General features: G+C 52.2%; 24 protein-coding genes and 1 other RNA gene. 3 read left to right on the top strand and 22 right to left on the bottom strand.

What is annotated here, in order from left to right; translation table 11 throughout:
- Positions 1-47: 47 nt before the first annotated feature.
- The 10 genes from rpsP to plsX form a co-directional block, all read right to left on the bottom strand.
- Positions 48-293 (bottom strand): 30S ribosomal protein S16, encoded by a 246-nt coding sequence (rpsP, locus tag OCV63_RS04220; RefSeq protein ID WP_158362256.1) that lies wholly within the window; start codon positions 291-293, stop codon positions 48-50.
- Between the two features lie 48 nt (positions 294-341).
- Positions 342-1,694, bottom strand: coding sequence for a signal recognition particle protein (ffh, locus tag OCV63_RS04215; RefSeq protein WP_158362254.1), 1,353 nt, complete (start codon positions 1,692-1,694; stop codon positions 342-344).
- On the bottom strand, positions 1,695-2,027 hold the full coding sequence (ylxM, locus tag OCV63_RS04210) for a YlxM family DNA-binding protein (RefSeq protein ID WP_158362252.1): 333 nt from the start codon (positions 2,025-2,027) through the stop codon (positions 1,695-1,697).
- A gap of 161 nt (positions 2,028-2,188) precedes the next feature.
- Entirely contained in the window at positions 2,189-2,767 is a 579-nt protein-coding gene (locus tag OCV63_RS04205; RefSeq protein WP_158362250.1) for a manganese efflux pump MntP, read from the bottom strand.
- A 15-nt stretch (positions 2,768-2,782) separates the two neighbouring features.
- A complete protein-coding gene (gene ilvA / locus OCV63_RS04200; RefSeq protein ID WP_158362248.1) occupies positions 2,783-3,994 on the bottom strand; it encodes a threonine ammonia-lyase in 1,212 nt (403 codons plus the stop codon).
- Positions 3,995-4,031: 37 nt separating this feature from the next.
- On the bottom strand, positions 4,032-4,970 hold the full coding sequence (ftsY, locus tag OCV63_RS04195; RefSeq protein ID WP_158362246.1) for a signal recognition particle-docking protein FtsY: 939 nt from the start codon (positions 4,968-4,970) through the stop codon (positions 4,032-4,034).
- Positions 4,971-4,991: 21 nt separating this feature from the next.
- A complete protein-coding gene (smc, locus tag OCV63_RS04190) occupies positions 4,992-8,552 on the bottom strand; it encodes a chromosome segregation protein SMC (protein WP_158362244.1) in 3,561 nt (1,186 codons plus the stop codon).
- Between the two features lie 11 nt (positions 8,553-8,563).
- The gene (gene rnc / locus OCV63_RS04185) at positions 8,564-9,247 is read right to left on the bottom strand and encodes a ribonuclease III (RefSeq protein WP_158362242.1); all 684 of its coding nucleotides are present in this window, start codon (positions 9,245-9,247) and stop codon (positions 8,564-8,566) included.
- Between the two features lie 100 nt (positions 9,248-9,347).
- Positions 9,348-9,581 (bottom strand): acyl carrier protein, encoded by a 234-nt coding sequence (gene acpP, locus OCV63_RS04180; protein WP_158362240.1) that lies wholly within the window; start codon positions 9,579-9,581, stop codon positions 9,348-9,350.
- Between the two features lie 4 nt (positions 9,582-9,585).
- Positions 9,586-10,590, bottom strand: a complete 1,005-nt coding sequence (plsX, locus tag OCV63_RS04175) for a phosphate acyltransferase PlsX (RefSeq protein ID WP_158362455.1) — start codon at positions 10,588-10,590, stop codon at positions 9,586-9,588.
- Between the two features lie 192 nt (positions 10,591-10,782).
- On the opposite strand from plsX, the gene OCV63_RS04170 reads away from it, so the two are divergent.
- Complete coding sequence (locus OCV63_RS04170) at positions 10,783-11,739, top strand: aldo/keto reductase (protein ID WP_158362238.1); 957 nt, start codon at positions 10,783-10,785, stop codon at positions 11,737-11,739.
- Between the two features lie 107 nt (positions 11,740-11,846).
- Here the strand turns inward: OCV63_RS04170 and ssrA are convergent.
- Together ssrA and OCV63_RS04160 are read right to left on the bottom strand one after the other, a co-directional pair.
- Positions 11,847-12,186: a transfer-messenger RNA gene (gene ssrA, locus OCV63_RS04165) on the bottom strand.
- Positions 12,187-12,290: 104 nt separating this feature from the next.
- Positions 12,291-13,640 (bottom strand): putative ABC transporter permease, encoded by a 1,350-nt coding sequence (locus OCV63_RS04160; RefSeq protein ID WP_158362236.1) that lies wholly within the window; start codon positions 13,638-13,640, stop codon positions 12,291-12,293.
- A gap of 157 nt (positions 13,641-13,797) precedes the next feature.
- On the opposite strand from OCV63_RS04160, the gene OCV63_RS04155 reads away from it, so the two are divergent.
- Positions 13,798-14,547, top strand: coding sequence for an AzlC family ABC transporter permease (locus OCV63_RS04155; RefSeq protein ID WP_158362234.1), 750 nt, complete (start codon positions 13,798-13,800; stop codon positions 14,545-14,547).
- A complete protein-coding gene (locus OCV63_RS04150) occupies positions 14,544-14,852 on the top strand; it encodes an AzlD domain-containing protein (RefSeq protein ID WP_158362232.1) in 309 nt (102 codons plus the stop codon). The genes OCV63_RS04155 and OCV63_RS04150 overlap by 4 nt, the downstream gene beginning before the upstream one ends.
- A gap of 80 nt (positions 14,853-14,932) precedes the next feature.
- Here OCV63_RS04150 and OCV63_RS04145 read toward each other — a convergent pair whose 3' ends face one another.
- From OCV63_RS04145 to yajC, 10 genes are all read right to left on the bottom strand, one after another.
- Positions 14,933-15,856 (bottom strand): methylenetetrahydrofolate reductase, encoded by a 924-nt coding sequence (locus tag OCV63_RS04145; protein WP_158362230.1) that lies wholly within the window; start codon positions 15,854-15,856, stop codon positions 14,933-14,935.
- Positions 15,856-16,506 (bottom strand): methylenetetrahydrofolate reductase C-terminal domain-containing protein, encoded by a 651-nt coding sequence (locus OCV63_RS04140; RefSeq protein WP_158362228.1) that lies wholly within the window; start codon positions 16,504-16,506, stop codon positions 15,856-15,858. The genes OCV63_RS04145 and OCV63_RS04140 overlap by 1 nt, the downstream gene beginning before the upstream one ends.
- A 246-nt stretch (positions 16,507-16,752) precedes the next feature.
- On the bottom strand, positions 16,753-18,600 hold the full coding sequence (gene recQ / locus OCV63_RS04135) for a DNA helicase RecQ (protein WP_158362226.1): 1,848 nt from the start codon (positions 18,598-18,600) through the stop codon (positions 16,753-16,755).
- Positions 18,601-18,677: 77 nt separating this feature from the next.
- Positions 18,678-19,028, bottom strand: coding sequence for a VapD family protein (gene vapD / locus OCV63_RS04130; RefSeq protein ID WP_158362224.1), 351 nt, complete (start codon positions 19,026-19,028; stop codon positions 18,678-18,680).
- Between the two features lie 4 nt (positions 19,029-19,032).
- Complete coding sequence (locus tag OCV63_RS04125; protein ID WP_158362222.1) at positions 19,033-19,374, bottom strand: hypothetical protein; 342 nt, start codon at positions 19,372-19,374, stop codon at positions 19,033-19,035.
- A gap of 25 nt (positions 19,375-19,399) precedes the next feature.
- Positions 19,400-19,867 carry an SsrA-binding protein SmpB gene (gene smpB, locus OCV63_RS04120; protein ID WP_158362220.1) on the bottom strand — a complete coding sequence of 156 codons (468 nt, stop codon included), beginning with the start codon at positions 19,865-19,867 and terminating at the stop codon, positions 19,400-19,402.
- A 139-nt stretch (positions 19,868-20,006) separates the two neighbouring features.
- Entirely contained in the window at positions 20,007-22,121 is a 2,115-nt protein-coding gene (rnr, locus tag OCV63_RS04115; RefSeq protein WP_158362218.1) for a ribonuclease R, read from the bottom strand.
- A gap of 98 nt (positions 22,122-22,219) precedes the next feature.
- Positions 22,220-22,456 (bottom strand): preprotein translocase subunit SecG, encoded by a 237-nt coding sequence (gene secG, locus OCV63_RS04110; protein WP_158362216.1) that lies wholly within the window; start codon positions 22,454-22,456, stop codon positions 22,220-22,222.
- 2 nt (positions 22,457-22,458) lie between these two features.
- On the bottom strand, positions 22,459-24,003 hold the full coding sequence (gpmI, locus tag OCV63_RS04105; RefSeq protein ID WP_158362214.1) for a 2,3-bisphosphoglycerate-independent phosphoglycerate mutase: 1,545 nt from the start codon (positions 24,001-24,003) through the stop codon (positions 22,459-22,461).
- Positions 23,996-24,298 (bottom strand): preprotein translocase subunit YajC, encoded by a 303-nt coding sequence (yajC, locus tag OCV63_RS04100; protein WP_331485497.1) that lies wholly within the window; start codon positions 24,296-24,298, stop codon positions 23,996-23,998. Before yajC ends, gpmI begins: the two co-directional genes overlap by 8 nt.
- Positions 24,299-24,392: the final 94 nt, after the last annotated feature.

Below are 24,392 nucleotides of genomic sequence, written 5' to 3'. Positions count from 1 at the left end.
TTGTTTCCTCAGCAGCTAGTGCTTCGGGCTGTACTGAATCATTACGATTATTTCTCTACGCCTGCTGCCTTCAGGATCTTGCCTACCATCTCAGTCGGCTGAGCGCCGTTTGCAAGCCACTTCTTAGCTGCCTCAACGTCTACCTTGAAAGTACTCGGATCTGTGCTCGGATCGTAAGTTCCGATCTCCTCGATAAAACGACCGTCTCTCGGGGATCTGGAATCTGCTACGATAATTCTATAGAAAGGAGCTTTCTTCTGACCCATTCTTCTTAATCTAATCTTTACTGCCATTTGTTTCACCTCCGCATTTTCTGCTGTTAATATAGTATTTTTATTTATTTAAAAAGGAAAACGCATACGTCCCTTTTTACCACGTTTGCCGCCCATTCCCATCATGCCGGGCATCTGCTTCATCATCTTACGCATCTGCTCGAACTGCTTCACCAGGCGGTTGACCTCCGCAATGTCCACACCGGCGCCTCTGGCGATACGGTGCTTTCTTGAGGGGTTCAGAATCTCGGGATTGGACCGCTCCTTCGGCGTCATCGAAAGAATAATCGCCTCAGTGCGCGCCATCTTCTTCTCGTCGATGGCATTTTCAATGTCCTTCATCTGGCTTCCCAGACCCGGCATCATAGCCAGCACACTGGAAAGGCCTCCCATTTTTTTCATCTGGTTCATACTCTCCAGATAATCGTCAAAGCCAAACTGCGCTTTCTTCAGCTTCTGCGTCATGGCCTTGGCTTTTTCCTCGTCTACGGTCTCCTGTGCCTTCTCAATCAGGGTCAGCACATCGCCCATTCCGAGGATACGGGACGCCATACGGTCCGGATAAAACTGCTCCAGATCCGACAGCTTCTCGCCCATACCTATATATAAAATCGGCTTTCCGGTCACTGCCTTGACAGACAGGGCCGCTCCGCCTCTGGTATCGCCATCCAGCTTCGTTAAAATCACGCCGTCGATGCCAATCTTATCGTTGAACACGGTCGCCACATTCACAGCGTCCTGTCCGGTCATGGCGTCTACAGTCAGAAGAGCCTGATCCACATGCAGATTTTCTTTGATCTGCTGCAGCTCCTCCATCATGTCCTCGTCCACATGCAGTCGGCCTGCCGTATCGAGAATGACCACGTTAAAGTTGTTTTTCCTGGCGTACTCATAAGCGCCCTTGGCGATATTTACCGGCTTCTGATTCTCGCCCATGGTAAATACCTCGACACCCTGCTTCTCGCCGTTGACCTGCAGCTGCTTGATCGCTGCCGGTCGGTAAACGTCGCAGGCTACCAGCAATACCTTACGGCCCTTGCTCTTCAGCTTTCCTGCCAGCTTGGCCGCCGTGGTGGTCTTACCGGCTCCCTGAAGACCCATCATCATGAGGACGGTCACATCACTGGGGTTCTTCAGCTTCAGCTCCGTGGTCTCGCTGCCCATCAGAGAAATCAGTTCCTCGTGGACAATCTTCACCACCTGCTGTCCCGGCGTCAGGCTGTTCATCACATCCGCGCCGATGGCGCGCTCCTCTACGGACTTGATAAACTGCTTTACGACCTTAAAGCTTACGTCTGCTTCCAGAAGAGCCATCTTGACTTCCTTTAAGGATGCTTTTACATCCGCCTCGGAAAGACGTCCCTTGCCCCGCAGGTTCTTAAATACATTCTGTAATTTATCAGATAAACTTTCAAATGCCATCTATAAATTCTCCAATATCCCGTTTAGCTGCCGTACAAGAGCTTCCTTGTCCGGTTCTTCGGTCTCCCTTAAGGACTTTTCCATCTCTTCGATCTGCTCTTTGATGGTTACAAACTTCTCAACCAGGTGAAGCTTCGACTCGTATTCCTGCAGAATCTTATTGCACCGCTTAATCAGATCATGCACGCCCTGACGGCTGATACCCTTTTCTTCTGCCACCTCGCTGAAGGAATAATCGTTCAGCACCACGTCCTCGTAAATCTGCTTCTGATGATCCGTCAGCAGTTCTCCGTAAAAATCATACAGCAGCGTCTGCTCCAGAATTTTATCCATACTTCTCACCTGCCTGACTTATCATACACAATCGGAGCCTTATTGTCAAGTATTTTTTCTTGACAAAATCTTTAAAAAATTATCACACTGCGGCGGAATGGAATCATGTCGCTAAGGCAACCGCGCCTCGGCGCGAGAATGTGCCAATGGCACATTCTTTTTTATCCCAGAATGCCCAGGTGCTCCAGCAGAATCTTCAGGCCGATACAGATGAGAATCACGCCGCCCGCGAATTCAGCTCTGGATTTGTACTTCATACCGAAGAGATTGCCGATACGAATACCGATGGCGGAAATCACAAAAGTTGTTACACCGATAAATGTTACGGAAGGAATCAGCGCCACATTTAAAAAGGCCAGGGTGATTCCCACGGCCAGGGCGTCAATACTGGTGGCTACCGCCAGCATCAGCATGGTTTTGAATGCAAACGGATTCTCTTCCTTCGGACAGACCTCCGCGTCCTCTTCTTTTCCCTGGGCCTCCCGAATCATATTGACACCGATGATGAGAATCAACACAAAGGCAATCCAGTGATCGACGCTGGTGATGTAATCCTTAAACTGACTGCCCAGCAGATAGCCCAGAAGCGGCATCAGCGCCTGGAAGCCGCCGAACCAGACGCCTGCGATACAGCATTCCCCGGCGCCTGCCCGGGGAACGCTTAAGCCCTTACAGACCGATACGGCGAAGGCGTCCATGGACAGGCCTACCGCAAGGATAAGAAGTTCCAGTAATCCCATAGTTACCCCTGCTTTTTACAGATTGATCTTTACAAGACGCGGTCTGAATCCTGCCTCGTCCAGCTTCTTAACGATGCGGTTCTTGTGCTCGGTGCCGAAGGCTTCGATGGTAATACGAAGCTCCACGCCCTCGTTTCGGTTGGTACCGATGAACTGATTGTGATCCAGTTTGACGATATTGCCGTTCTCGTCGGCGATGACCTGGGAGATCTTGACCATCTCTCCGGGCTTGTCCGGAAGCATGGTGGATACGGTGAAAATCCGATCTCTCTGGATCAGGCCGAACTGTACCATGGAGGACATGGTAATGATATCCATGTTGCCGCCGCTTAAAATGGAGACAATCTTCTTGCCCTTTACGTTCAGATGGTTCAGGGCCGCTACGGTCAGAAGACCGGAGTTCTCCACTACCATCTTGTGATTCTCCACGATATCCAGGAACGCGCCAATGAGCTCGTCGTCGGTGACAGTGATGATATCATCCAGATTCTTCTGGATATACGGGAAGATCTTGGTTCCCGGCGTCTTAACCGCAGTACCGTCGGCAATGGTGCTGACCGTCGGAAGTGTGGTCACCTTTTTATTCTTCAGGGATTCCTGCATGCAGTTCGCTCCTGCGGGCTCCACGCCAATAACCTTAATATTGGGGTTCAACAGCTTCACCAGGGTGGAGACGCCGGTGGAAAGTCCGCCTCCTCCGATAGGCACCAGAATGTAGTCTACCAGCGGAAGCTCCTTCACAATCTCCATGGCGATGGTTCCCTGGCCAGTGGCTACCGCCAGATCGTCGAAGGGATGGATAAAGGTATAGCCGTGCTCCTCGGCCAGCTTATAGGCATACTCACACGCCTCATCATATACGTCTCCGTACAGCACAACCTCCGCGCCATAACTCTTGGTGCGCTCCACCTTCATCAGCGGTGTGGTGGTTGGCATAACGATCACTGCTTTCACGCCGTAAGCCTTTGCCGCATAAGCCACGCCCTGGGCGTGATTTCCGGCGGACGCGGTAATCAGTCCCTTGGCACGCTCCTCGTCGCTTAAGGTACTGATCTTGTAGTAAGCACCGCGAATCTTGTAGGCGCCGGTTACCTGCATGTTCTCAGGCTTCAGGTATACCTTGTTCCCGGTCTTTTCGCTGAAATATGGGCTGTATAACAGTTTGGTCTCAATCGCTACTTTTTTTACCACCTCTGAGGCTTCTTCAAATTTTTCCAGTGTAAGCATGTTTTTCTCCTCTTATATTATGTATTTACAAATTTTGTCAGTCATTACTTTCCTGATGGAACAGGGCATTCACAAATTCATCCGCGTCGAACTTCTGCAGATCTTCGATGCTCTCACCCACGCCGATGTATTTCACCGGGATACCAAGCTCGGACTGGATTGCCACCGCAATACCACCCTTGGCTGTGCCGTCCAGCTTTGTAAGAATGATGCCGGTGATGTCGCAGACCTCCTTGAACTGGCGGGCCTGCTCCAGGGCGTTCTGTCCGGTGGTGCCGTCCAGGACGACCAGGGTCTCACGGAAGGCGTCCGGGTACTCCCGGTCGATAATCCGGTTGATTTTCCGAAGCTCCTCCATCAGATTTTTCTTATTATGAAGGCGTCCTGCCGTATCGCAGAGCAATACGTCCGCATGTCTTGCTTTTGCCGCGCAGACCGCGTCGTAGACTACGGAAGCCGGATCCGCGCCCTCGCTGCCGCCGATGATCTCCACGCCGGCCCGGTTCGCCCACTCGGTGAGCTGCTCGCCTGCTGCTGCGCGGAAGGTATCTGCCGCCGCCAGAATGACCTTTTTGCCCTGATCTTTGAGCTTGCCTGCAAGCTTGCCCACGGATGTGGTTTTGCCCACGCCGTTGACGCCGATGACCAGCACCACGGACTTCTCCTGCTCGAAACGGTAAGCCACCTCGCCCACCCGCATCTGCTCCCGGATGCTGTTGATCAGAAGCTCCTTGCACTGGGAGGGATCCTTGATGTGCTGCTCCTTTACCTTCTGCTTCAAATCTTCCAGAATGGCGTTGGTGGCGTTGATGCCGATGTCGCCCATAATCAGGATCTCCTCGATTTCCTCATAGAAATCGTCGTCAATCGCGGAATACCCGCTGAAAATACTGTCAATACCGGCCGCGATGTTCGCTCTGGTCTTGGCAAGACCGGAGACCAGCCGGCTGAAAAAACCTTTTTTCTCCTCAGACATTTCATTTCCCCCTGAATTTAACTATTCATCTAATTCCTCTTCAATCAGGTTTACGGAAACCAGGGTGGAGACGCCCTTCTCCTGCATGGTGATACCATACAGACGATCTGCGGACTCCATGGTTCCCTTCCTATGTGTAATAATAATAAACTGTGTATTCTTTGTCAACTTATGAAGATATTTTGCGAAGCGATTTACGTTGGAATCATCCAGAGCCGCCTCAATCTCGTCCAGCAGACAGAAGGGCGAGGGCTTCAGGTTCTGAATGGCGAACAGCAGGGAGATGGCTGTCAGAGCCTTCTCGCCACCGGAAAGCTGCATCATGTTCTGCAGCTTCTTACCGGGCGGCTGGGCGATAATCCGCACGCCTGCCTCCAGCATATCCGCATCCGGATCCAGTTCCAGGGTTCCCTTTCCGCCGCCGAACAGTTCCTTGAAGGCCTTATCAAACTCCACCCGAATCCGGGCGAACTGCTCCTCGAACTGGCGGCGCATGCCCGTATCCAGCTCTTCGATGATGCCCATCAGGGTCTCCTCAGCCTTCACCAGGTCATTCCGCTGGGTGTTCATAAATTCATACCGCTCCGAGATATTTTTATAATCCTCGATGGCGTTCACATTGACGTCGCCCAGCTTCCGGATCTCATCCTTCAGCACGCTGGTCTGCTTCTTCAATGCCGCCAGATCCGTGTATTCTTCCTTTTTCATGGGAAGGGCTGTATTATAAGTCAGCTCGTATTCCTCCCACATGTAGTCCGTCAGGGAATCCGCAGTTTCTTCCAGTTTTTCCCTCTGACTGTTCAGGCGGAAGACTTCTTTATCCAGGTGGGTCTGCTTCTCAGACAGCTCCTCCCGCCTGGTGAAGAAGTCCTTCTGGCCGGTCAGCAGGGCCTCCCGCCTGCCGCCAAGCTCCGCAGTCTCGCTGCTTAAGCGCTCACTCTCCGCAATCATCGCTTCGATCTGCTTTTGCAATGCACCGATGCCCTCTTTCTTGGCCTCGATGTCCGCGTCGCCCTTCTGCATGCTTTCCTGAATCTCCTGCTCCTCCGCATGGAGACGAGTCAGTTCCCGCTCGATCCGGGCTGCGTTCTCATCCACGAAGCCTGCTTTCTGGGTCAGAGCCGCCAGGTTCAGGTGCGCCCTTTCATTCTCACTGATTCCCGCGGACTCCTTCTGCTTCAGTTCCGTCAAAGCGATCTGGGCTGCCTCAATTCTGGCCTCATTCTGCTTTTCCTGCTCCTCAGATTCCCGAATCTCCCGGAAAATGGCTTCCCGGCTGTCCCGGATGTCCGCAAACTGCTTCTCGATTTCTGAGAGTTCCTTTCGAAGCCCGGAATAGCCCTCGATAATCTCATCCAGTCTTGCTTTCGCCTGATCGGAATTCATTTTCGCCGTATTCTGATTCAGATACAACTGCTGCAGCTCTGCGTTCAGACTTTCTGCCTCCGTCCGGCGCGCCCGGCGCTGCTCCCGCAGGGCTTCGATCCGAAGACGGGCCTCTCTGATATCCGCTTCCAGCTTCTGTACGTTCTCTTCCAGCTCCGTCAGCTCCCGCTTTCGGCCAAGCAGGTTGCTGGAATTGCGGAAGGCTCCGCCGGTCATGGAACCTCCGGGGCTTAAAGACTCGCCCTCCAGGGTAACGATAAAGATGGAATGGTTGTATTTGCGGGCAATGCGGATGGCATCGTCGATATGCTCCGCCACCAGCACCCGGCCCAGCAGATGCTGTACCACCCGGTCATATTTTTTATCCGCCCGTACCAGAGTACTTGCAAGGCCGATGGCTCCCTTTTCCTTCAGGGCCTCCGGCTTCGCAAAGCCGCCTCTTCCGCCCACGCTGGTCAGGGGCAGGAAGGTGGCCCGGCCGAAACGGTTCTTTTTCAGATATTCGATGAGCCGCTTGGCAGTCTCCTCATTTTCTGTGACGATGTTCTGGATGCTGCCGCCCAGAGCCGTCTCGACGGCGGTCTCATAACGCTGATCCACCTTGATAAGATCTGCGACTACGCCCTCGATACCTGGGACGTTCTTTTTCTGCTCCATGATCTTCCGGATGCTGTTGCCATAGCCGTCGTAGCGCTCGGCCATGTTCCGCAAAGATTCCAGACGGGAGGATTCCCGGTGGAAGGCGCTCTGGCCAATCTCCAGCTCCTCATTCTTTTTCCCCAGCTCCCGGCGCAGGCTCTCGGCCTCGGCCTCTTTCTCCCGCTGGATTTCAGACAGCTCAATAATCCGGCCGGAAACCTCTTCCAGTTCCTTTCGGTATCCCTCGTACTGTCCCCGCTGCTCTTCCTCACTACTTTTCGCCAGCAGCAGCTTCTGATTCAGCTCGGTTCTCCGAATCTGGGCCTGCTCCTGCATGGCATCGTAGCGCTGCAGACGGCCCTTCGTGGAAGCCCGCTCATTTAACAGGCTGATGATACTGTTCTTGCTGGTCTCCGCGGCTGTATTCTCCGCCTCGATCCGGGCCCGCAGTTCCTGCAGACGCGCGTCCGCCTCGGTGGAGACTGCCGTCGCGGCCTCCAGCTGCTTCGCAAGCTCCGCCTGCTCTGCCGCCAGTTTTTCTCTGGCTTCCTGACGCTCTTTCATATCCGCCGCGATATTTTTCAGACGGCCTTCCAGCTGCTCGCCGCCCTGCTGCACTGAATGAATCTGCTCCTTCAGAACTTCAATCTGACCCTCCAGCTGCTGGCGGCCAAGGCCTGCCCTGGAAGCAGCCTCCTTCGTCTCATCCAGGCGTCGGTTCAGTTCCTCTAACTCTTCTTCGATGCGGGCATGCTCTTTTTTGATCTTCTCATACTGTTCGGTGGTCTCTTTCAGCTCCCGATCCGCGTCGCCGATCTTTGTCTCAAGCTCTGTAATAGCCCTCTGGACACGCCCGGTCTCCAGAAGAAACATATTCACATCGTAAAGCTTTAATGCTTCTTTTTTCTTCAGATATTCCCGGGCCACCGCGGACTGCTTCTCCAGGGGCCCCAGCTGCTTTTCAAGCTCCGCCAGGATGTCGTTGATACGGACGATGTTCTGCTTCTCGTCCTCCAGCTTCTTCTGGGCTGTGTTCTTCCGACGCTTGAATTTCACGATGCCGGTGGCCTCGTCGAAGAGCTCCCTGGACTCCTCGGGCTTACTGCTTAAAATTCGGTCGATCTGACCCTGTCCGATAATGGAATAGCCCTCTTTACCGATACCGGTATCGTAAAACAGCTCGTTAATGTCTTTCAGGCGGCAGGCCGCGCCGTTGATCAGGTACTCGCTCTCGCCGGAGCGGTAAAGCCGTCTCGATACGGTCACCTCTTCGTAGTCGATGGACAGCTGATGGTCTGAATTGTCCAGCGTAATGGCCACATAGGCGTAGCTTAAGGGCCGCCGGTTCTCCGTTCCCGCGAAAATGACGTCCTGCATGGTACCGCCTCGCAGCTGCTTCACACGCTGTTCGCCCAGGACCCAGCGCACTGCGTCCGCCACGTTGCTCTTACCGCTGCCGTTGGGGCCCACAATGCCGGTAATGCCGTTGTGAAAATCAAATACGATTTTATTTGCGAAGGACTTAAAGCCCTGTACTTCTATACTTTTTAAATACATTCCTTACCCCGTTATCCGCGGACTTTTCTGGCCAGAAGTGCCCGGTACGCCGCTTCCTGCTCAGCCGCCTTCTTGGTCCGGCCGCTGCCGCTTCCAAGCACCTTCTCACCCAATACCACATTTACCGTAAACCGCTTATTGTGATCCGGTCCCTCTTCCTTCACCAGTTCATAGTGGATCGGTTCCTCGGTCTCACTCTGAATCTGCTCCTGAAGGATAGTCTTGCTATCATAAAAGAGTTTTTTGTGCTCGATATCATTTAAGATAAAATGATGTACGAATTCTTTTGCATTAGCAAAACCACCGTCCAGATAAATGGCTCCCAGCAATGCCTCCATGGCGTCTGAGGTGATGGAATCCCGGTCTCTTCCTCCAGTCAGTTCTTCGCCCTTGCCAAGCATTAGCCATTCGCCCAAGCCCAGATCACGCGCGCACAGCGCCAGGGTCTGCTCGCAGACGATACTGGCCCGGGTACGGGTGGCCTCGCCCTCTGGCATGGTCGGATAATTCTGATACAGATATTCGCTGGTGGCAAGCTCCAGCACCGCGTCCCCTAAGAACTCCAGGCGCTCGTTGTTCATGAGCTTGTCCCAGTGGCGCTCGTTGGCGTAGGAGCTGTGGCACAGGGCGTGTTCCAAAAGCCTCCGGTCGTGAAAATGGTAACCCAGTTTGTTTTCTAATTCTTCCAGCTTCATTTGTTCTCCTCACAAAAGTGTTACTGCCCACTTCGTTCACAGCAACACAAAAATGTCTCAGAAAAGCCGCGGCCTTTCTGAGACAAGTTTTATAATCTTCTTAGTCCTTCTTCAGATTGCGAATGGCTTCCACCGCGTCACCGACGGATACGATTTTCTCTGCCTCTTCCTGGGCGATCTCAATGTCGAATTCCTCCTCGATTCCCATGATAATCTGAAATACATCCAGAGAATCTGCTCCCAGATCGTCCACGAATGTGGTGTCCATGGTGATCTCATCCTCGTCCACGTTCAGGACATCCGCGATAATTTCTTTCAGTTTTTCAAATTCCATTGTTTCATCCTTCCTCTCTTACAATATTCTCTTTGATCTTATCATTAATCCGCTGCTCTTTAAATGTTACGCACTGGATAATAGAGTTCTTGACTTCTTTCGCCTTAGAGCTTCCGTGGGTCTTGACTACCAGTCCCCGAAGGCCCAGAAGCGGCGCTCCGCCGTATTCGGTAGCATCAAAGGACTTCAACGTCTCCTTCAGCGCCGGCTTCACCAGAAGCGCGCCGATTTTGCTTCTGAGGGTGCTCATCATACCGGCCTTGATCTTGCTGACCAGCACGGCTCCCACGCCTTCATAAAGCTTCAGGATCACATTTCCCACAAAGGCCTCACAGACGATGACATCCGCCTGTCCGTGGGGGATATCTCTCGCCTCAATGTTGCCCACGAAATTGATACCGTCGCACTCTTTCAAAAGCGGGTAGGTCTCTTTTACCAGGGCATTGCCCTTCTCCTCCTCGGCTCCGATATTGACGATGGCTACGCGGGGATTCCTGACGCCCATGACATGCTCCATGTAGATGGAACCCATCTTCGCAAACTGTACCAGATGAGATGGTCTGGCATCCACATTGGCTCCGCAGTCTATCAACAGGGATACGCCCTTCTCTGTGGGAATCAGCGGTGCCAGAGGCGGTCTCTCCACGCCCTTGATCCGTCCCACCAGAAGCTGTCCTCCTGCCAGTACGGCTCCTGAGCTGCCTGCCGATACGAAAGCGTCCGCCTTTTCCTCTTTTACCAGCTTCAGTCCGACTACAATGGAAGAATCCTTCTTCGTTCGAATCGCAGCCACCGGCGGCTCTGCCGTCTCGATCACTTCTGTCGCATTCACAATCTCTACCTGCTGCTCTCTATAGGAATAATCTTTCAGCTTCTCCCGAATCAGCTCTTCTTTTCCCACGAGCAGAACCTGAATGTCCTCCCGCAGCGCTACGGCTTCCATGGCACCCTTGATAATCTCGTCCGGCGCATTGTCGCCACCCATTGCGTCCACCGCAACTCTGATCATATCCTGCATGAATCTTTCCTCCTGATCTTCAGATCTATGTATACAGATCCTTTATCATAATACTAAATATCAAATGAGAAATCAACAGTTTCTTTTGGGTTTGATTTTTTCACTAATCCATGTATAATTACAATAAATGCAACGATTTTGACAATATATTTTACACAATTTCAGGAATTCAGGGGAACCTTTATGAAGAAAAAAATTTTAGGAAACACAGACATCCGGGTCTCTGTCGCGGGCTTCGGGGTGCTTCCCATGGGTCCAAGTCAGCTGGCTCTGCCTGTGGAACAGGGAGCTGGGGTGATCCGCTACGCCCTGGAGCATGGGTTCAATTTTCTGGATACGGCACAGTATTACCGAACCTATCCGTATATCAAAAGGGCGCTGGAACATGGGGGCTTTGACGACGTAGTCATTTCCTCCAAATCCCTCTGCACTGATTATGATGGAATGATGGATGCAGTGCTGGAAGCGCAGGAAGAACTGGGGCGCGACGTCATTGATATTTTTCTCATGCATGAGGTACGTTCGGGGCAATTAGAAGAACGATCCGGAGCATGGAATGCCCTCATAGACGCCCGGGCAAAGGGGCTGGTGCGGGCCATCGGACTTTCTACCCATCACATTGATGTCACAGAAGCCGCCGCTTCCATGCCGGAACTGGACGTGGTCTTTCCGCTGATCAATTACGCGGGGCTGGGAATTCGAAAGGGCGACGCTTTCGGTTCCAAAGAGGAAATGCTCGAGGCCATCCGCCGCTGCCACCGGGCTGGAAAAGGCGTCTTTTCCATGAAGGCCTTCGGCGGCGGAAGTCTCACGTCCCATTATCAGGAAGCTCTTGACTATGTATTCTCCAAAGAGGAGATCGATTCGGTCATGATCGGCTTTGGAAAAAATGCGGAGGTGGACGATCTCGTCGCCTATCTCGACGGCTCCATGCCGAAGACCTACAACCCGGACGTCTCCAAAAAGAAGGTCTACATTAACCAGGAGGACTGTGAGGGCTGCGGCTCCTGCAAAGCCGCCTGTCCCGCCGGGGCCATCTTCTACAACGACAATGGCCTGGCGGAAGTCGACCACGACAAATGCCTGACCTGTGGCTACTGCAGCCCGGTGTGTCCGGTGCGGGCTGTGATTATGTATTAGATTGCAAAATAAGGTATCGCGGATACATCTTCCTCTCGGATATGCACGATACCTTATTTATTCTTGCCTAATAAAAAATCCGCAACCCCTCATCTAAAAGGATTGCGGAATGGACCTGAGGGGAATCGAACCCCTGTCCGAAAGCCTGTTCCCTGTTCTTCTACTATCGTAGTCAGTTCTTTGACATTCCCTCCGTCAGCCGGGAACTAACACCCTGCGGACTTCAGTAGCTTCATGATACGCCCATGCGCGCAAAGCTTAACGCATGTCGTTTCCCACATAATCGATGCCGGATTCTTAAAGTGCGGGTGCTCTAAGGCCGACAGCTGCCATTAGGCAGCGTATGCTAAATTATCTTCAGCGTTTATTTTTAATTTCGCGATTTGACGCATCGCCTGCGGATAGCTTCACCAGCTGCGAGACCCCCGTCGAAACCAGTACAAGCCCTGGTTGAAGCTGCCTGAAACGCTGTGAACGGCAGCTGTTTTGCCCACTTCGGGTAATCTGTGTTCCCAGTATAGCCCGAAACCTCTGAAAAATCAAGTCTTTTTTTATTCCACCAGAATCGCATTGGGATAAATCCGCTCCATCCGCTCATCCGGGAAATGGGTATCCAGCCACCCGTCCGCCGCCGTCTCAATGCCTTCACCTGTCTGCCGCACTGTATAGCGGTTCAGGGCCAGTCCCGACAGGCAGATATCAAAAATCATAAACACCAGCAAAATCCAGGTCATCCAGGTTCCGAATTTCTTCGGAATCTTTTCGATCCAGCCGGAAAACCGCGGATACAGCACCTTCATCCAGACTACTGCAGCGATGCCCCAGAAGAAACAATACAGGAGGTTAATTCTGCCGCCCAGATTGAACGGAATCTTACTATAATCCCAGAACACCGTACCGAATATCAGCTCCGTAAAGACGCTGCAGATGTACTCGTAAGCGCCGCCCAGTACCGTACCAAAGCAGAAAATAAAGCTGTCACTCCGATCCTTATACCGGTACAGCACCGCTGTCAGAAGCGCGCAGCCCAGCCCCCAGACGATACTGAAGGGCCCATACACCACACTACTGCGGCTCATGAGCTTTCCGGCGGTCACATAGCAGAAAATGGTCTCCGTGATATCACCCAGGAAGGCACCCAGTAAAAACAGGCATACCAGTTTATAAAAACAGCAGCCCACCGCAAAAACGCCGGCCCGGCTCCGGGCCTCGTCAGCTTCCTGCTCCTGCTCCCGTCTGGCCCGCAGAAGCTCCTCCGACGCCAGTCTCGGGTACGCCCGCTCCATACGTCGAATCACAAAGGCCGTCAGTCTGCCGCCCATCTCGTCGGATGTTTTCTGGAGATTCTCTGCTACACCATAGAGCAGGGAGGCCTTTCTCACGCTGGATTTCACCTTCAAAATTCCCACCAGCGTGCCGACAAAATCCAAAATGAAAATGATACCAATCACAAGCAGAATAATTTTTCCAACCCCATGGGGCAAAAGCTTCAGCACATCCCGCAAAAACGGATTCACAAAACGGATACAGAGTACGCCAAGCAGGCCCCAAACCACCGACCAGGGCAGGCTCACGTAGCCGCTGAACTGGAACCGTTTCCGGGAGAAATCCCACCATTTCCGATGGAAAATCCGCTCCAGCACGAAGCCAGTCGTATACGTCACCACAAAGGAAAGAATCGTGCCGCCCACGAACAGGAAAAATAGGTTGTCATGAAGCTCCGTCAGGAAAACAGCGAAGGCCAGGCCGCCAAAGCCGTAGGCCGGACACCAGGGGCCATAGAGAAAACCCACGTCCACAAATTTCTTCTGCCGCACCGCCGCTCCGGCCGTACCAATCATCCAGCCCGCAAAGGCATATGCAAAAAAGAGCCACAAAAGCTCATATCCTGTCCATTCCATCTTATTGATTCCTCTTTCTCGTCTTCAAAATATGAACCCTATTATATCCGTTTCCGTAAATCTGTACAAGTCTTTTCTCTATACTTCTCTCTTTACTTCTCTGCTGGAAACTGCTACAATATTATCTGTTTCGAAAGAGAGAGGAGCATAGAATTTTATGAATGATAATAAAGCGCAGGCCTTTCGCTTCGGCATGCGGGACGGCATTCCCATTGGCCTCGGTTATCTGGCTGTGGCATTTTCTCTGGGTATCACTGCGCGGAACGCCGGTCTCAATGCCTTCCAGGGATTTTTAATCAGCATTTTGAATAATGCGTCTGCGGGCGAATACGCCGGCATCACAGTCATCGCCGCCAATGCCGCCTACGCGGAAATCGCCATTGTTACTTTAATCACCAACGCCCGCTATCTTCTGATGAGCTGTGCCATGAGCCAGCGGCTGGAGCCCGGACTTTCTCTGGGGCACCGGCTTTTGATGGGCTTCGATATTACGGATGAGCTTTTCGGTATCGCCATTGCCCGTCCCGGGTACCTGAATCCTTATTATACCTACGGCGCCATGCTCATGGCCATGCCCGGCTGGTCCATCGGTACATCCCTTGGCATCATCGCGGGCAATATCTTACCGGAACGCGTGGTCAGCGCCTTAAGCGTGGCTCTCTTCGGTATGTTCCTGGCCGTGATCATTCCGCCCGCCCGGAAAAATAAGGTAGTTGCCGGACTGGTGGCCCTGTCCTTTGTGGCCAGCTTCGCCTGCTCTGTGCTGCCTCTGGTCAGCACCCTGTCGGACGGCACCCGGACCATCATCCTGACGGTCGTGATTTCCGCCGGAGCCGCGATTCTGTTCCCGGTTTCCAAAGAGAATGAATTCAAATCCACTGCTGAGAAAGGAGCTTCGAACCCATGACCCACAATATTTACATCTACATCCTGATCATGGCCGCCGTATCCTACGCCATCCGTGTGTTGCCGCTGACCCTGATTCGAAAGCCGCTGGAAAATCAGTTCCTCCAGTCCTTTCTCTACTATGTGCCCTACGTAACTTTGGCCGTCATGACCTTTCCGGCCATCATCCACGCCACTCAGTCTCCCATTGCAGGAGCGCTGGCCCTCATCATCGGCATTGCAGCTGCCTGGATGGGCGCGGGACTGCTGCCCGTAGCAGTCGTCTGCTGCGCAGTAGTTTTTGTGGCCGAATTCTTTTTGGGTTAAAAATGTGCAGGACGGTTCCAACCGTCCTGCACACTCTATCACATTATCTTCTCTTTTTCCCTTAAATCTTATCCCGACACTTACTCGATGGTAATTCCGGCCTTCTCCAGAATCTTCGGCACATTCTTCTCAGCACCGATGGCCATGATATGTACGCCGTCGCAGATGCCCTCGTCCTTGATCTTCGCGATCATCTCGGCAGCCATCTCGATACCCAGCTGTGTGGGCAGTCCCTTAACACCCTTTTCCTTGCCCTCTGCTGCCGCAGCGGAGAGACGGTCGATCATATCCTGGGGTACTGCGATACCCGGTACATTCTCGTTCATATATTTCGCCATACCAGCCGCCTTCAGCGGGATGATACCAGCCATGATGTGAGTATGGATGTTCGCCTTGTCCACCTCGTCCATGAAACGCTTCAGGCCTTCGATATCAAAGATACCCTGGGTCTGGATGTACTGTGCGCCTGCGTCTACCTTCTGGCGCAGCTTGTTAATCTGCAACGGAAGCGGATCGTAAACCGGAGTTACCGCAGCTCCCTTGTAAAAGGTGGGCGCATTATCCAGATCATTACCGCCACAGTCTTTGCCGGTAGCTTCCATATAAGTCAGCATATGCAGGATACCTACGGAATCCAGATCGTAGACGGGCTTGGACTCCTTGCAATCGCCTACAGTCGGATGGTCTCCGGTCAGAGCCAACATGGTGTCGATGCCAAAGGCTGCTGCGGAGAGCATATCGCCCATGATCCCCATACGGCTTCTGTCACGTCCTGTGACCTGCACAATGGGCTCCAGTCCCGCTTCCTTCAGCTTAATGCAAAGGCCTAAAGAAGAAGCCTTCAGACAGGCAGACTGCATATCGGTTACATTCACGCCGTGAACCTTGCCCTTCAGAAGCTCTGCTACCGCAAGCTGCTCTGTAAAATCATATCCCTTCGGGGGAGCCATCTCAACGGTTACACCAAATTTACCGCCTTCCAGCGCTTTCTCTAACATTCCCATTATTTATTCCCCCTGATATTAATTGTTCTCGGATAAGATACCTTCGCGTATCCCTTGTCCGGTCTTCTCTTTGTCAGGAGATCCAGTCTTCCCAGAGACTCCAGACGCTTGTAAATCATAATCCATGCACAGTCGTTGTCCGGATTCACCTCGCACTTGCCGTTCTTCTGACCGCCGCAGGGGCCGTTTACCAGAGACTTTGCACAACGGGAAATAGGGCAGATACCGCCGGTGGTTCCCAGCACACAGTCTCCGCACAGATGACAGGCTTCCTCGAAGAGACCGAAACGGACAGCCTCACCCAGGAACATGGTATTGTTGGACGGGTAAACCGGTGCGGACGGGCTGTGGGCTGCCGCCACCTGCACGCCGTCACCGCAGGACATACAGACAACCGCGTCCGGTCCTGCCGCGTTCAGCTTCTTCATAGCGGTCTTTACACCCATATTCATACAGCAGTAATCTGCCATATTGGTGGCTACTACGGTCTTTCCTTTAGACTCCAGATATGCTTTCAGTTCTGCTACTTCCTTCTCGCCGCCTGTGGCACATGCCGTTGCGCAGCTTCCGCAGCCCAGAATCGCAATTTTCTGCGCGTCTCCGAGCATTGCCATCAATTCATCGATGGGCTTTTTCTGTGTGATAATCATGATATCCTCTCCTTAAAATTTCGGGTGTTTGTCAACGGGAGGCTTTCCTTTTTGAAAGCCACTTCTGCCCGAAGAACCTAGTTCTATTTTATCTACATTTCACATAAAAATCAACCCGTAATTTTCTTTTTTTAACAGAAAATATCATTTTTATAACAGTGTTCTTTTCAATTTATAACATTTTATAACATTTTCATTCTTTACCGGCTTTGACAGACCTGCAAATTCCGATTATGACTTTTCTCTCTATTTCTCGCCTTTTTCTTCTTTCTCCTGTTGAAATTCCGTAATCGCCTCCAGAAATTGCTTCCCGTACTTTTTCAGCTTATTTTCTCCCACGCCGGAGACCTCCAGAAATTCCTCCTCCGTAGCAGGTAGCTTCACGCACATGTCGATCAGAGTCTTATCGCTGAATACGATATAGGGCGGCACACTGTTTTCCCGGGCGATTTCCATACGAAGCTTCCGCAAAACCTCAAACAGCTCGCTTCCGGTGCTGGTCTGGCCATCCGTGTTCTTACTTCTGGCCGCCTTCTTCTTTTTCTCCGGCTCCTTCGCCTTCCAGGTCCGTAAAATGACACGGGTGTCCTCCTCCATCAGCGGCGTGGTATCACCCAGCTTCAGAACGCTGTACTGCTCCTCGGTCTGATGTAGATACCCCTCGCTTACCATCTGACTAATCAGAGCGCGCAGATCGGCCTCGTTTTTCTCCTTCAGACTTCCGTAGGACTCATAATCCACAGTTCCCAGCTCCCGCAGTCTCGCACGGTTGGCTCCCATCAGGGTGCCGATGACACTCTGAATTCCATAGCGTCCGCGGGTCTCCGTCACGCAACGCACCACCTGCTTCGCTTCCTCCGTCATGTCCACTTCCGTGTATTCCCGGTGGCAGTTGCCGCAGTTTTCACAGGGGCCTTCCATCTCCTCTCCAAAATACTGTAAAATATAATTTCGCAGACATTCCGTGCTTCGACAATACTGCTCCATGGTCTGAAGCCGTCTCGTATCCCGCTGGCGAATCAGTCTGGCTTCCTCTCCAGTCAATTCAGAGAAGTCTTTCTGCTCCAGCAAAAATCGATTGATCATCATGTCCTGAGGGGAAAATAAAAGAATACACCGGGCCGGTTCGCCGTCTCTTCCGGCGCGCCCTGCCTCCTGATAATAATTTTCCATGCTCTGAGGCATGTTGTAGTGAATCACATAACGAACGTTTGACTTGTCGATGCCCATACCAAAGGCGTTGGTGGCAATGATGACCGGAGAGCGGTCGTAGATAAAATCCTCCTGATTTTTCTTCCGTTCGACGCCTCCGAGACCCGCGTGATAGCGCGTCACCGCCACGCTCCGCTTGAATAATTCTTCGTAGAGCTTGTCCACATTTTTCCGGGTCGCGCAGTAAATGATGCCGCTGTCCGCCGGATGCTTTTCTATGTAATCCAAGATAAAATCGTCCTTTTTCCGGATATGCTCCACACTGTAATAGAGGTTTTCCCGGTCAAAGCCGGTCACGACAACCTTCGGATTTGCCAGTTGCAACGATCGCAGGATATCCGTCTTCACCGTCTCGGTGGCTGTCGCCGTAAAAGCACTGACGATGGGCCGCCGTTTAAGCCTCCGAATGAAGTCTACGATTTTCGTGTAGCTTGGCCGGAAATCCTGTCCCCACTGGGAGATACAGTGAGCCTCGTCCACGGTCACCATGGAAATCTCTGTATGAGCCGCAAAGTCCTGAAATTCCCAGCTTTCCAACCGCTCCGGTGCCACGTAGATAATCTTATATACACCCTGGGACGCCAGCGAAAGGGCCTTTCGAATCTGCCCTTCTGTCAGAGCCGAATTGATAAACGCCGCATGAATCCCGGCGTCATTCAGGGCCTTCACCTGATCCTGCATCAGCGAAATCAGCGGCGACACCACCAGCGTAATCCCCGGCAGCATCAGCGCCGGCACTTGATAACACACCGACTTTCCCGCTCCCGTCGGCATAATCGCCAGCGCATCCCGGCCCCTCAAGATCGCCTCAATAATCTCCTCCTGCCCCCGCCTAAAGGTGTCGTAGCCGAAATAGGTTTTTAAGACTTCGGTTGGTTTCATGTTTTCTCCCTTTCCGTCATATTGTTCTGCTATTTGCGCTCAAAATGGCAGAGGAGTAACCCCCGCCATTTTTTCTGTCAGTGTTCTACTATGGGAAATCCGGAATCTTCGATTTCCAAACTATCGCCTTTCTTCAGTAATTCCACCAGCCCATACTGATTTCCAACATTCGTAACATCAATGATATGTACACATTTTTTCATCCAAGGCATTTTTTCATTTATCAGATCCATCAAATCATAAATTTCTGAACTATCCATTTTATGATTTGACAAATACCCCGATCCCTGTCTGTGCGAGAATCCCTGCTGTCCGAAAAATTTTCGCAAATCTTCATACGCATGATGATAATCTGTTCCCGGATAATGTTCCTTCAATTGATGTGTATCCAAATCAAAATTCAGAGCCTTAAAATATTTTCTTTCCAATATCTTACGCTCTCATAGCCATTTTTTCTCTGTAGTGTTTCAAAAAGTCTTCTTCATCAAAATCATTTGGATCATCCAGAAAGTCGTCACTCTCATAAAACACCCATTCCAGCGCATTGTCCATGAACCAGGTTTGACGTTTTAATCCATTGGTGATAATCCCAAAATACGCAAAATCATTCTCATTCCCACTATCCCGGTAAACTCTTGCGCCTGAGGCATCTTCCATACGAACCAATCCGTATTTGGCAAATAAATTATCCAGTGTCCGGTAAACCGACTCCAGCTTATAGGTTTTCTCTTCCGTAATCTTCTTTTCATCCATCCGAATCAACATCTTCAGCATCAGAAAACCTCCAATCCAGTGATTTTTAATAAAGGTTCTTCACCTTAAATTCCTTCTCCGCCTCGCGACGCTGATCCTTTTTAGCGATGTCCTGTCGTTTGTCGTAGAGTTTTTTACCACGGGCCAGACCCACCTCGACTTTGACCAGGCTGCCTTTTAAATAGACCTTTAAGGGTACCATGGTGTAGCCTTTTTCGGCCATCTTGGACGCGATCTTCCGGATCTCGTATTTGTGCATCAGAAGCTTTCGGGGGCGTAAGGGATCTTTGTTGAAGATATTGCCCTTCTCATAGGGGCTGATGTGCATGCCGTAGACCCAGACCTCTTCCTTTTCTACTTTAACGAAGGCCTCCTTGACGCTGCATTTTCCCATGCGGACAGACTTCACCTCGGTTCCGGCCAGGGCGATGCCGGTCTCGTAGGTCTCGTCGATGAAATAATCGTGATATGCCTTCTTGTTATTGGCCACTAACTTGTAATTATCCTTCCCCATATCGTTCTCCTCATTTATCTGTTTCGTACCTCCCGTTCTGTCTGTCACATCAGACCGGTTATACGCCTGTTCTTCCGTATTTAAACCCATCCAGGCAGCCTGAAGCACTTGCGACTGCCGTGCGTAAGGAAGCGGTTCGTTACATCAGTTCATAATCAATCGTTCTGCACAGCCGCTCCGTCCCTTTCACCCGGATGCGTACCCGCTCGCCGATGCGCCAGACCTTTCCGGTCCGTGTACCCCGAAGCTCGCTTCCGGCCTCATCGTATTCATAGAAATCGTCGGTCAGGGAATTCACATGTACCAGACCCTCCACCGTGTTGTTCAGTTCCACGTACAGACCGTAGGCCGTTACACCGGAAATGACGCCATCGAACTGTTCGCCGATATGCTGTTCCATATATTCCACCTTCTTCAGCTTCACGGTCTCCCGCTCCGCCTCCTCGGCCCGCCGCTCCAGCTCGCTGGAACGTTTGGCCACCTCCGGCAGAATGGCCTCATAATGCACCACTCGCTCTCCGTTCAGCCGTCCCCGCAGGTTTTCCTTGATAATCCGGTGAATCTGCAGATCCGGATACCGCCGGATAGGGGAGGTAAAATGGCAGTAATGGGTAGCAGCCAGTCCGAAATGCCCGGTACAGTCAGTGGCATACTTGGCCTGCTTCATGGATCGCAGAGTCAGTCGGCTGATCATGGCCTCCTCCGGCGTTCCCGCAATCTTATCCAGCAGCTTCTGCACCTCGCCCGGGTGAATCTCATCTCCCGCTGTATGGAGGCTGTAGCCAAAGTTTCGGATAAAGGTGCCCAGGCGGCTCATTTTCTCGCTGTCCGGCTTTTCATGAATCCGGTACACAAAAGGCTGGGCCTGCCAGTAATAGTCCTCGGCCACGGTCTCATTGGCAGCCAACATAAAGTCCTCAATGAGTCTCGTGGCTGCATTCCGCTCGTAAGGCCTGATGTCAATGGGATACCCCTTCTCATCCAGAATCACTTTGGTCTCCGGGAAGTCAAAATCAATGGATCCCCGCTTCCTTCTCCGCTTCCGGAGAAGAGCCGACACCTCCGCCATCTCTTTCAGCATGGGAACCAGCTCCGGATAGAGGGCCGTTTCCTCCGGATCGTCGTCCAACACCTTCTGCACGCCCGTATAGCTGAGCCTGCGGTTCACGCAGATCACAGTCTCCGCGATGGTATGACTGATAATCTTTCCCTTGCTGTCAATGGTCATAATGCAACTCAGGGCCAGCCGGTCTTCCCCTGCATTCAGAGAGCAGATACCGTTGGAAAGAGTACGCGGCAGCATGGGAACTACCCGGTCCGCCAGATAGACGCTGGTTCCCCGATCCAGGGCCTCATGATCGAGGGCGCTGTTCTCCTGCACATAATTGGTCACGTCTGCGATATGCACGCCCAGCACATAATTTTCACCATCTCTTCGCAGAGAAACCGCGTCATCCAGATCCTTCGCGTCCTCGCCGTCGATAGTCACGCAGACCTCGTCCCGCAGATCCAGCCGTCCGGCCCGATCGGCCTCGGACACCGGCTTCGCTACCCGCTCCGCCTGGTTCAGCACCCTCTCCGGAAATTCCGTAGGAATACCGTACGACAGCATAATCGCCAGCACCTCCGTGGCCGGATCGTCCGCTTCGCCCAGAATCCGGGTAATCCTGCCCTCGGGATTTTTCCGTCCCCTGCCATAATCGATAATCTCCGCAACCACCTTCTGTCCGCTGACCGCAGGCCCGATTTTCTCCAAAGGAATAAAAATGTCGTGATTGATGCGCTGATTATCCGGTACTACGAAGCCGAAATTCTTGCTGCGCTCGAAGGTTCCGATAACTTCGGTCAGGCCATGGGACAGAATCTTCGTAATCACGCCCTCGGGCCGCTTGCCTGCATGGCCCTTGATGACCACTTCGACCATATCGCCCAGAAATGCATCCCCGGCGTCATTTTCCCCGATGAAGATATCCTGCTCTTCGCCTTCTACGGACACGAAGCCAAAGCCTTTGGCATGACTTGTATACACGCCGACGACCTTCTTAATCTCTGCTTTTCCGTAGCGTCCCCGTTTGGACAGCGAGATTTTCCCTTCGGAGAGAAGTTCATCCAGAACCCGGTTCAGCTCCTCCCGGTCTTTCTTCTCCACCTGCAGAATAATCGCCAGCTCCTTCTGCTTCATGGGCACATAGCGCGGATCATTGATAAAATCATATATAATTTTCTTTCGCTCTTCAAATGTCTTGTCTGCCATAGTTCCTCCGGCTTCTGCCTGAAAACACAAAGCACCCTCGGTTTTCATCCCGGGAGTGCTTTATCTGTCGTAAAATCTGTCATAGACAGGCTATTACATTAAAAAATATTCAAATTCAGTACCAGTGCCAGCACGATAAAGGCAATCGCCAGAATCTTGGTTGCAAGTACAATCTTGCCCTCTGCGGAACGGCTCTTATTCTGCTCCCAGAAAGAATTGCCGCCTGCGATGGCTCCCAGGCCGTTGGACTTGCCTTCCTGCATCAGTACCACTACAGTCAGTGCGATGCATACCAGTACAAACAGAACCATTAAAATTGCTCGGATAACTCCCATGCTTAAACCTCCTTAACCAGCAGAGACTTGCCGGTCATCTCAGCAGGCTGCTCCATTCCCATCAGCTCGATGAGTGTCGGAATGATATCTGCCAGGCAGCCATTCTCTCTTAATTTATAAACCGGATCTGCATTTACCAGAATGAACGGAACCGGATTGGTCGTATGCGCTGTCCAGGGTTCGCCTGTCTTATAGTCAATCATCATCTCGGCATTGCCGTGGTCTGCGCAGATAAACATCTGACCGTCGACCTCTTTCAGTGCCTCCACGGCGCGTCCCACGCAGCCGTCTACGGTCTCGATTGCCTGTACAGCCGCCGGAATTACGCCGGTGTGGCCTACCATATCCGGGTTCGCGAAGTTGATGATAATCACGTCGTACTTATCAGACTTGATGGCCTCTACCAGCTTGTCGCAGACTGCCGGAGCGCTCATCTCGGGCTGCAGGTCATAGGTCGCTACCTTCGGAGACTTCACAAGGATACGATCCTCGCCCTTATTCGGCTCCTCGACACCGCCGTTGAAGAAGAAAGTCACATGGGCGTACTTCTCTGTCTCGGCGATACGAACCTGTGTCATATCGTGAGCTGCCAAATACTCGCCAAAGGTATTGTGAAGCTCCACCTTGTGGAAAGCTACCAACTTGTTCGGAATCGTCGCGTCATATTCGGTAAAGCATACGTAGGTCAGATCCAGACGCTTCTCACGGGGGAAGCCATCGAATTCATCACAGCAGAATGCTCTGGAAATCTCTCTCGCGCGGTCCGGACGGAAGTTGAAGAAGATCACGGAATCGCCGTCCTGAATGGTAGCCACCGGCTTGCCATCCTTCTTTACCACGGCCGGAAGCACGAACTCATCATTCACACCCTCTGCGTAGGAAGCCGCGATCGCGCTGACGCCGTCAGCCGCCTCGTTGCCCTCGCCCCTGGTCAGAGCCAGATAAGCCTTCTCCACGCGATCCCAGCGGTTGTCACGGTCCATGGCGTAGTAACGTCCCATAACGGAAGCCACCTCGCCGACGCCGATCTCCTGCATCTTGTCTGTCAGTTCCTGTACAAAATCCTTACCTGATGTGGGCGGTGTGTCACGGCCGTCCAGGAAGCAGTGTACGTAAACTTTCTCAAGACCGTGGCGCTTTGCCAGCTCCAGCAGTCCGTAAATATGGGTATTGTGGCTGTGTACGCCGCCGTCGGATACCAGTCCGAACAGGTGCAGCGCGGAATTCTTCGCTTTCGCGTTCTCCACAGCCTTCACCAGCGCTTCATTTTCAAAGAAGTCTCCATCCTGGATCTCCTTTGTGATACGGGTCAGCTCCTGATATACGATGCGTCCCGCACCCATGTTCATATGGCCAACCTCAGAGTTACCCATCTGTCCGTCCGGAAGTCCTACTGCCAGTCCGCTGGCGTTGCCCTTTACAAAGGGGTAGTCCTTCATCAGGCCGTCCATCACCGGAATCTTCGCCATGGCGATGGCATTGCCCTCCGGATTCTCATTGAGGCCATAGCCGTCAAGAATCATCAATACTGTCGGTTTCTTACTCATTGCTCTTCTCCACCTCTGCGATAGCTGCTTTTTTCATCGGGATTCTGCAGTTGCGGTTGCTGCCGAACTCTACGATCACGTCATCCTCTGTAATATCGATAAGAACGCCGTAAAATCCGCTGGTGGTTACGACTACATCGCCTACTTCCATGGTTGCAAGCATGGCGTTCAGACGCTTCTGCTCTTTCTTCTGCGGACGGATAGCCGCGAAGTACATAAATGCTCCGATTACTACTACATAAAGAATGATGGTTCCCCATCCCATTGCTGCATTGCCTGTTGCAAGTAAATTCATGTTCATTCCTCCTGATCAATCACTGCGTCCGGGCAGATCCTCTCCCTGCCTCTGCGCACTTCTATTATACTAGCATACTTCCCGATCTCCGGTC

This window comes from Laedolimicola ammoniilytica, assembly GCF_025567165.1.
Taxonomy (GTDB): Bacteria; Bacillota; Clostridia; order Lachnospirales; family Lachnospiraceae; genus Laedolimicola; species Laedolimicola ammoniilytica.
This window is presented reverse-complemented; position numbering and strand designations above follow the sequence as displayed.

Bases quoted from the DNA above. Each gene is read 5' to 3' on its own strand.
- smc (WP_158362244.1), bottom strand. From the start codon at position 8,552: ATGTATTTAAAAAGTATAGAAGTACAGGGCTTTAAGTCCTTCGCAAAT.
- gpmI (WP_158362214.1), bottom strand. From the start codon at position 24,003: ATGAGTAAGAAACCGACAGTATTGATGATTCTTGACGGCTATGGCCTC.
- rnc (WP_158362242.1), bottom strand. From the start codon at position 9,247: ATGAAGCTGGAAGAATTAGAAAACAAACTGGGTTACCATTTTCACGAC.
- yajC (WP_331485497.1), bottom strand. From the start codon at position 24,298: ATGAATTTACTTGCAACAGGCAATGCAGCAATGGGATGGGGAACCATC.
- OCV63_RS04170 (WP_158362238.1), top strand. From the start codon at position 10,783: ATGAAGAAAAAAATTTTAGGAAACACAGACATCCGGGTCTCTGTCGCG.
- OCV63_RS04140 (WP_158362228.1), bottom strand. From the start codon at position 16,506: ATGATTATCACACAGAAAAAGCCCATCGATGAATTGATGGCAATGCTC.
- rnr (WP_158362218.1), bottom strand. From the start codon at position 22,121: ATGGCAGACAAGACATTTGAAGAGCGAAAGAAAATTATATATGATTTT.
- OCV63_RS04125 (WP_158362222.1), bottom strand. From the start codon at position 19,374: ATGCTGAAGATGTTGATTCGGATGGATGAAAAGAAGATTACGGAAGAG.
- secG (WP_158362216.1), bottom strand. From the start codon at position 22,456: ATGGGAGTTATCCGAGCAATTTTAATGGTTCTGTTTGTACTGGTATGC.
- ftsY (WP_158362246.1), bottom strand. From the start codon at position 4,970: ATGTCTGAGGAGAAAAAAGGTTTTTTCAGCCGGCTGGTCTCCGGTCTT.
- acpP (WP_158362240.1), bottom strand. From the start codon at position 9,581: ATGGAATTTGAAAAACTGAAAGAAATTATCGCGGATGTCCTGAACGTG.
- ilvA (WP_158362248.1), bottom strand. From the start codon at position 3,994: ATGCTTACACTGGAAAAATTTGAAGAAGCCTCAGAGGTGGTAAAAAAA.
- OCV63_RS04205 (WP_158362250.1), bottom strand. From the start codon at position 2,767: ATGGGATTACTGGAACTTCTTATCCTTGCGGTAGGCCTGTCCATGGAC.
- OCV63_RS04150 (WP_158362232.1), top strand. From the start codon at position 14,544: ATGACCCACAATATTTACATCTACATCCTGATCATGGCCGCCGTATCC.
- ylxM (WP_158362252.1), bottom strand. From the start codon at position 2,027: ATGGATAAAATTCTGGAGCAGACGCTGCTGTATGATTTTTACGGAGAA.
- rpsP (WP_158362256.1), bottom strand. From the start codon at position 293: ATGGCAGTAAAGATTAGATTAAGAAGAATGGGTCAGAAGAAAGCTCCT.
- plsX (WP_158362455.1), bottom strand. From the start codon at position 10,590: ATGATCAGAGTTGCGGTGGACGCAATGGGTGGCGACAATGCGCCGGAC.
- smpB (WP_158362220.1), bottom strand. From the start codon at position 19,867: ATGGGGAAGGATAATTACAAGTTAGTGGCCAATAACAAGAAGGCATAT.
- OCV63_RS04155 (WP_158362234.1), top strand. From the start codon at position 13,798: ATGAATGATAATAAAGCGCAGGCCTTTCGCTTCGGCATGCGGGACGGC.
- ffh (WP_158362254.1), bottom strand. From the start codon at position 1,694: ATGGCATTTGAAAGTTTATCTGATAAATTACAGAATGTATTTAAGAAC.
- recQ (WP_158362226.1), bottom strand. From the start codon at position 18,600: ATGAAACCAACCGAAGTCTTAAAAACCTATTTCGGCTACGACACCTTT.
- OCV63_RS04145 (WP_158362230.1), bottom strand. From the start codon at position 15,856: ATGGGAATGTTAGAGAAAGCGCTGGAAGGCGGTAAATTTGGTGTAACC.
- OCV63_RS04160 (WP_158362236.1), bottom strand. From the start codon at position 13,640: ATGGAATGGACAGGATATGAGCTTTTGTGGCTCTTTTTTGCATATGCC.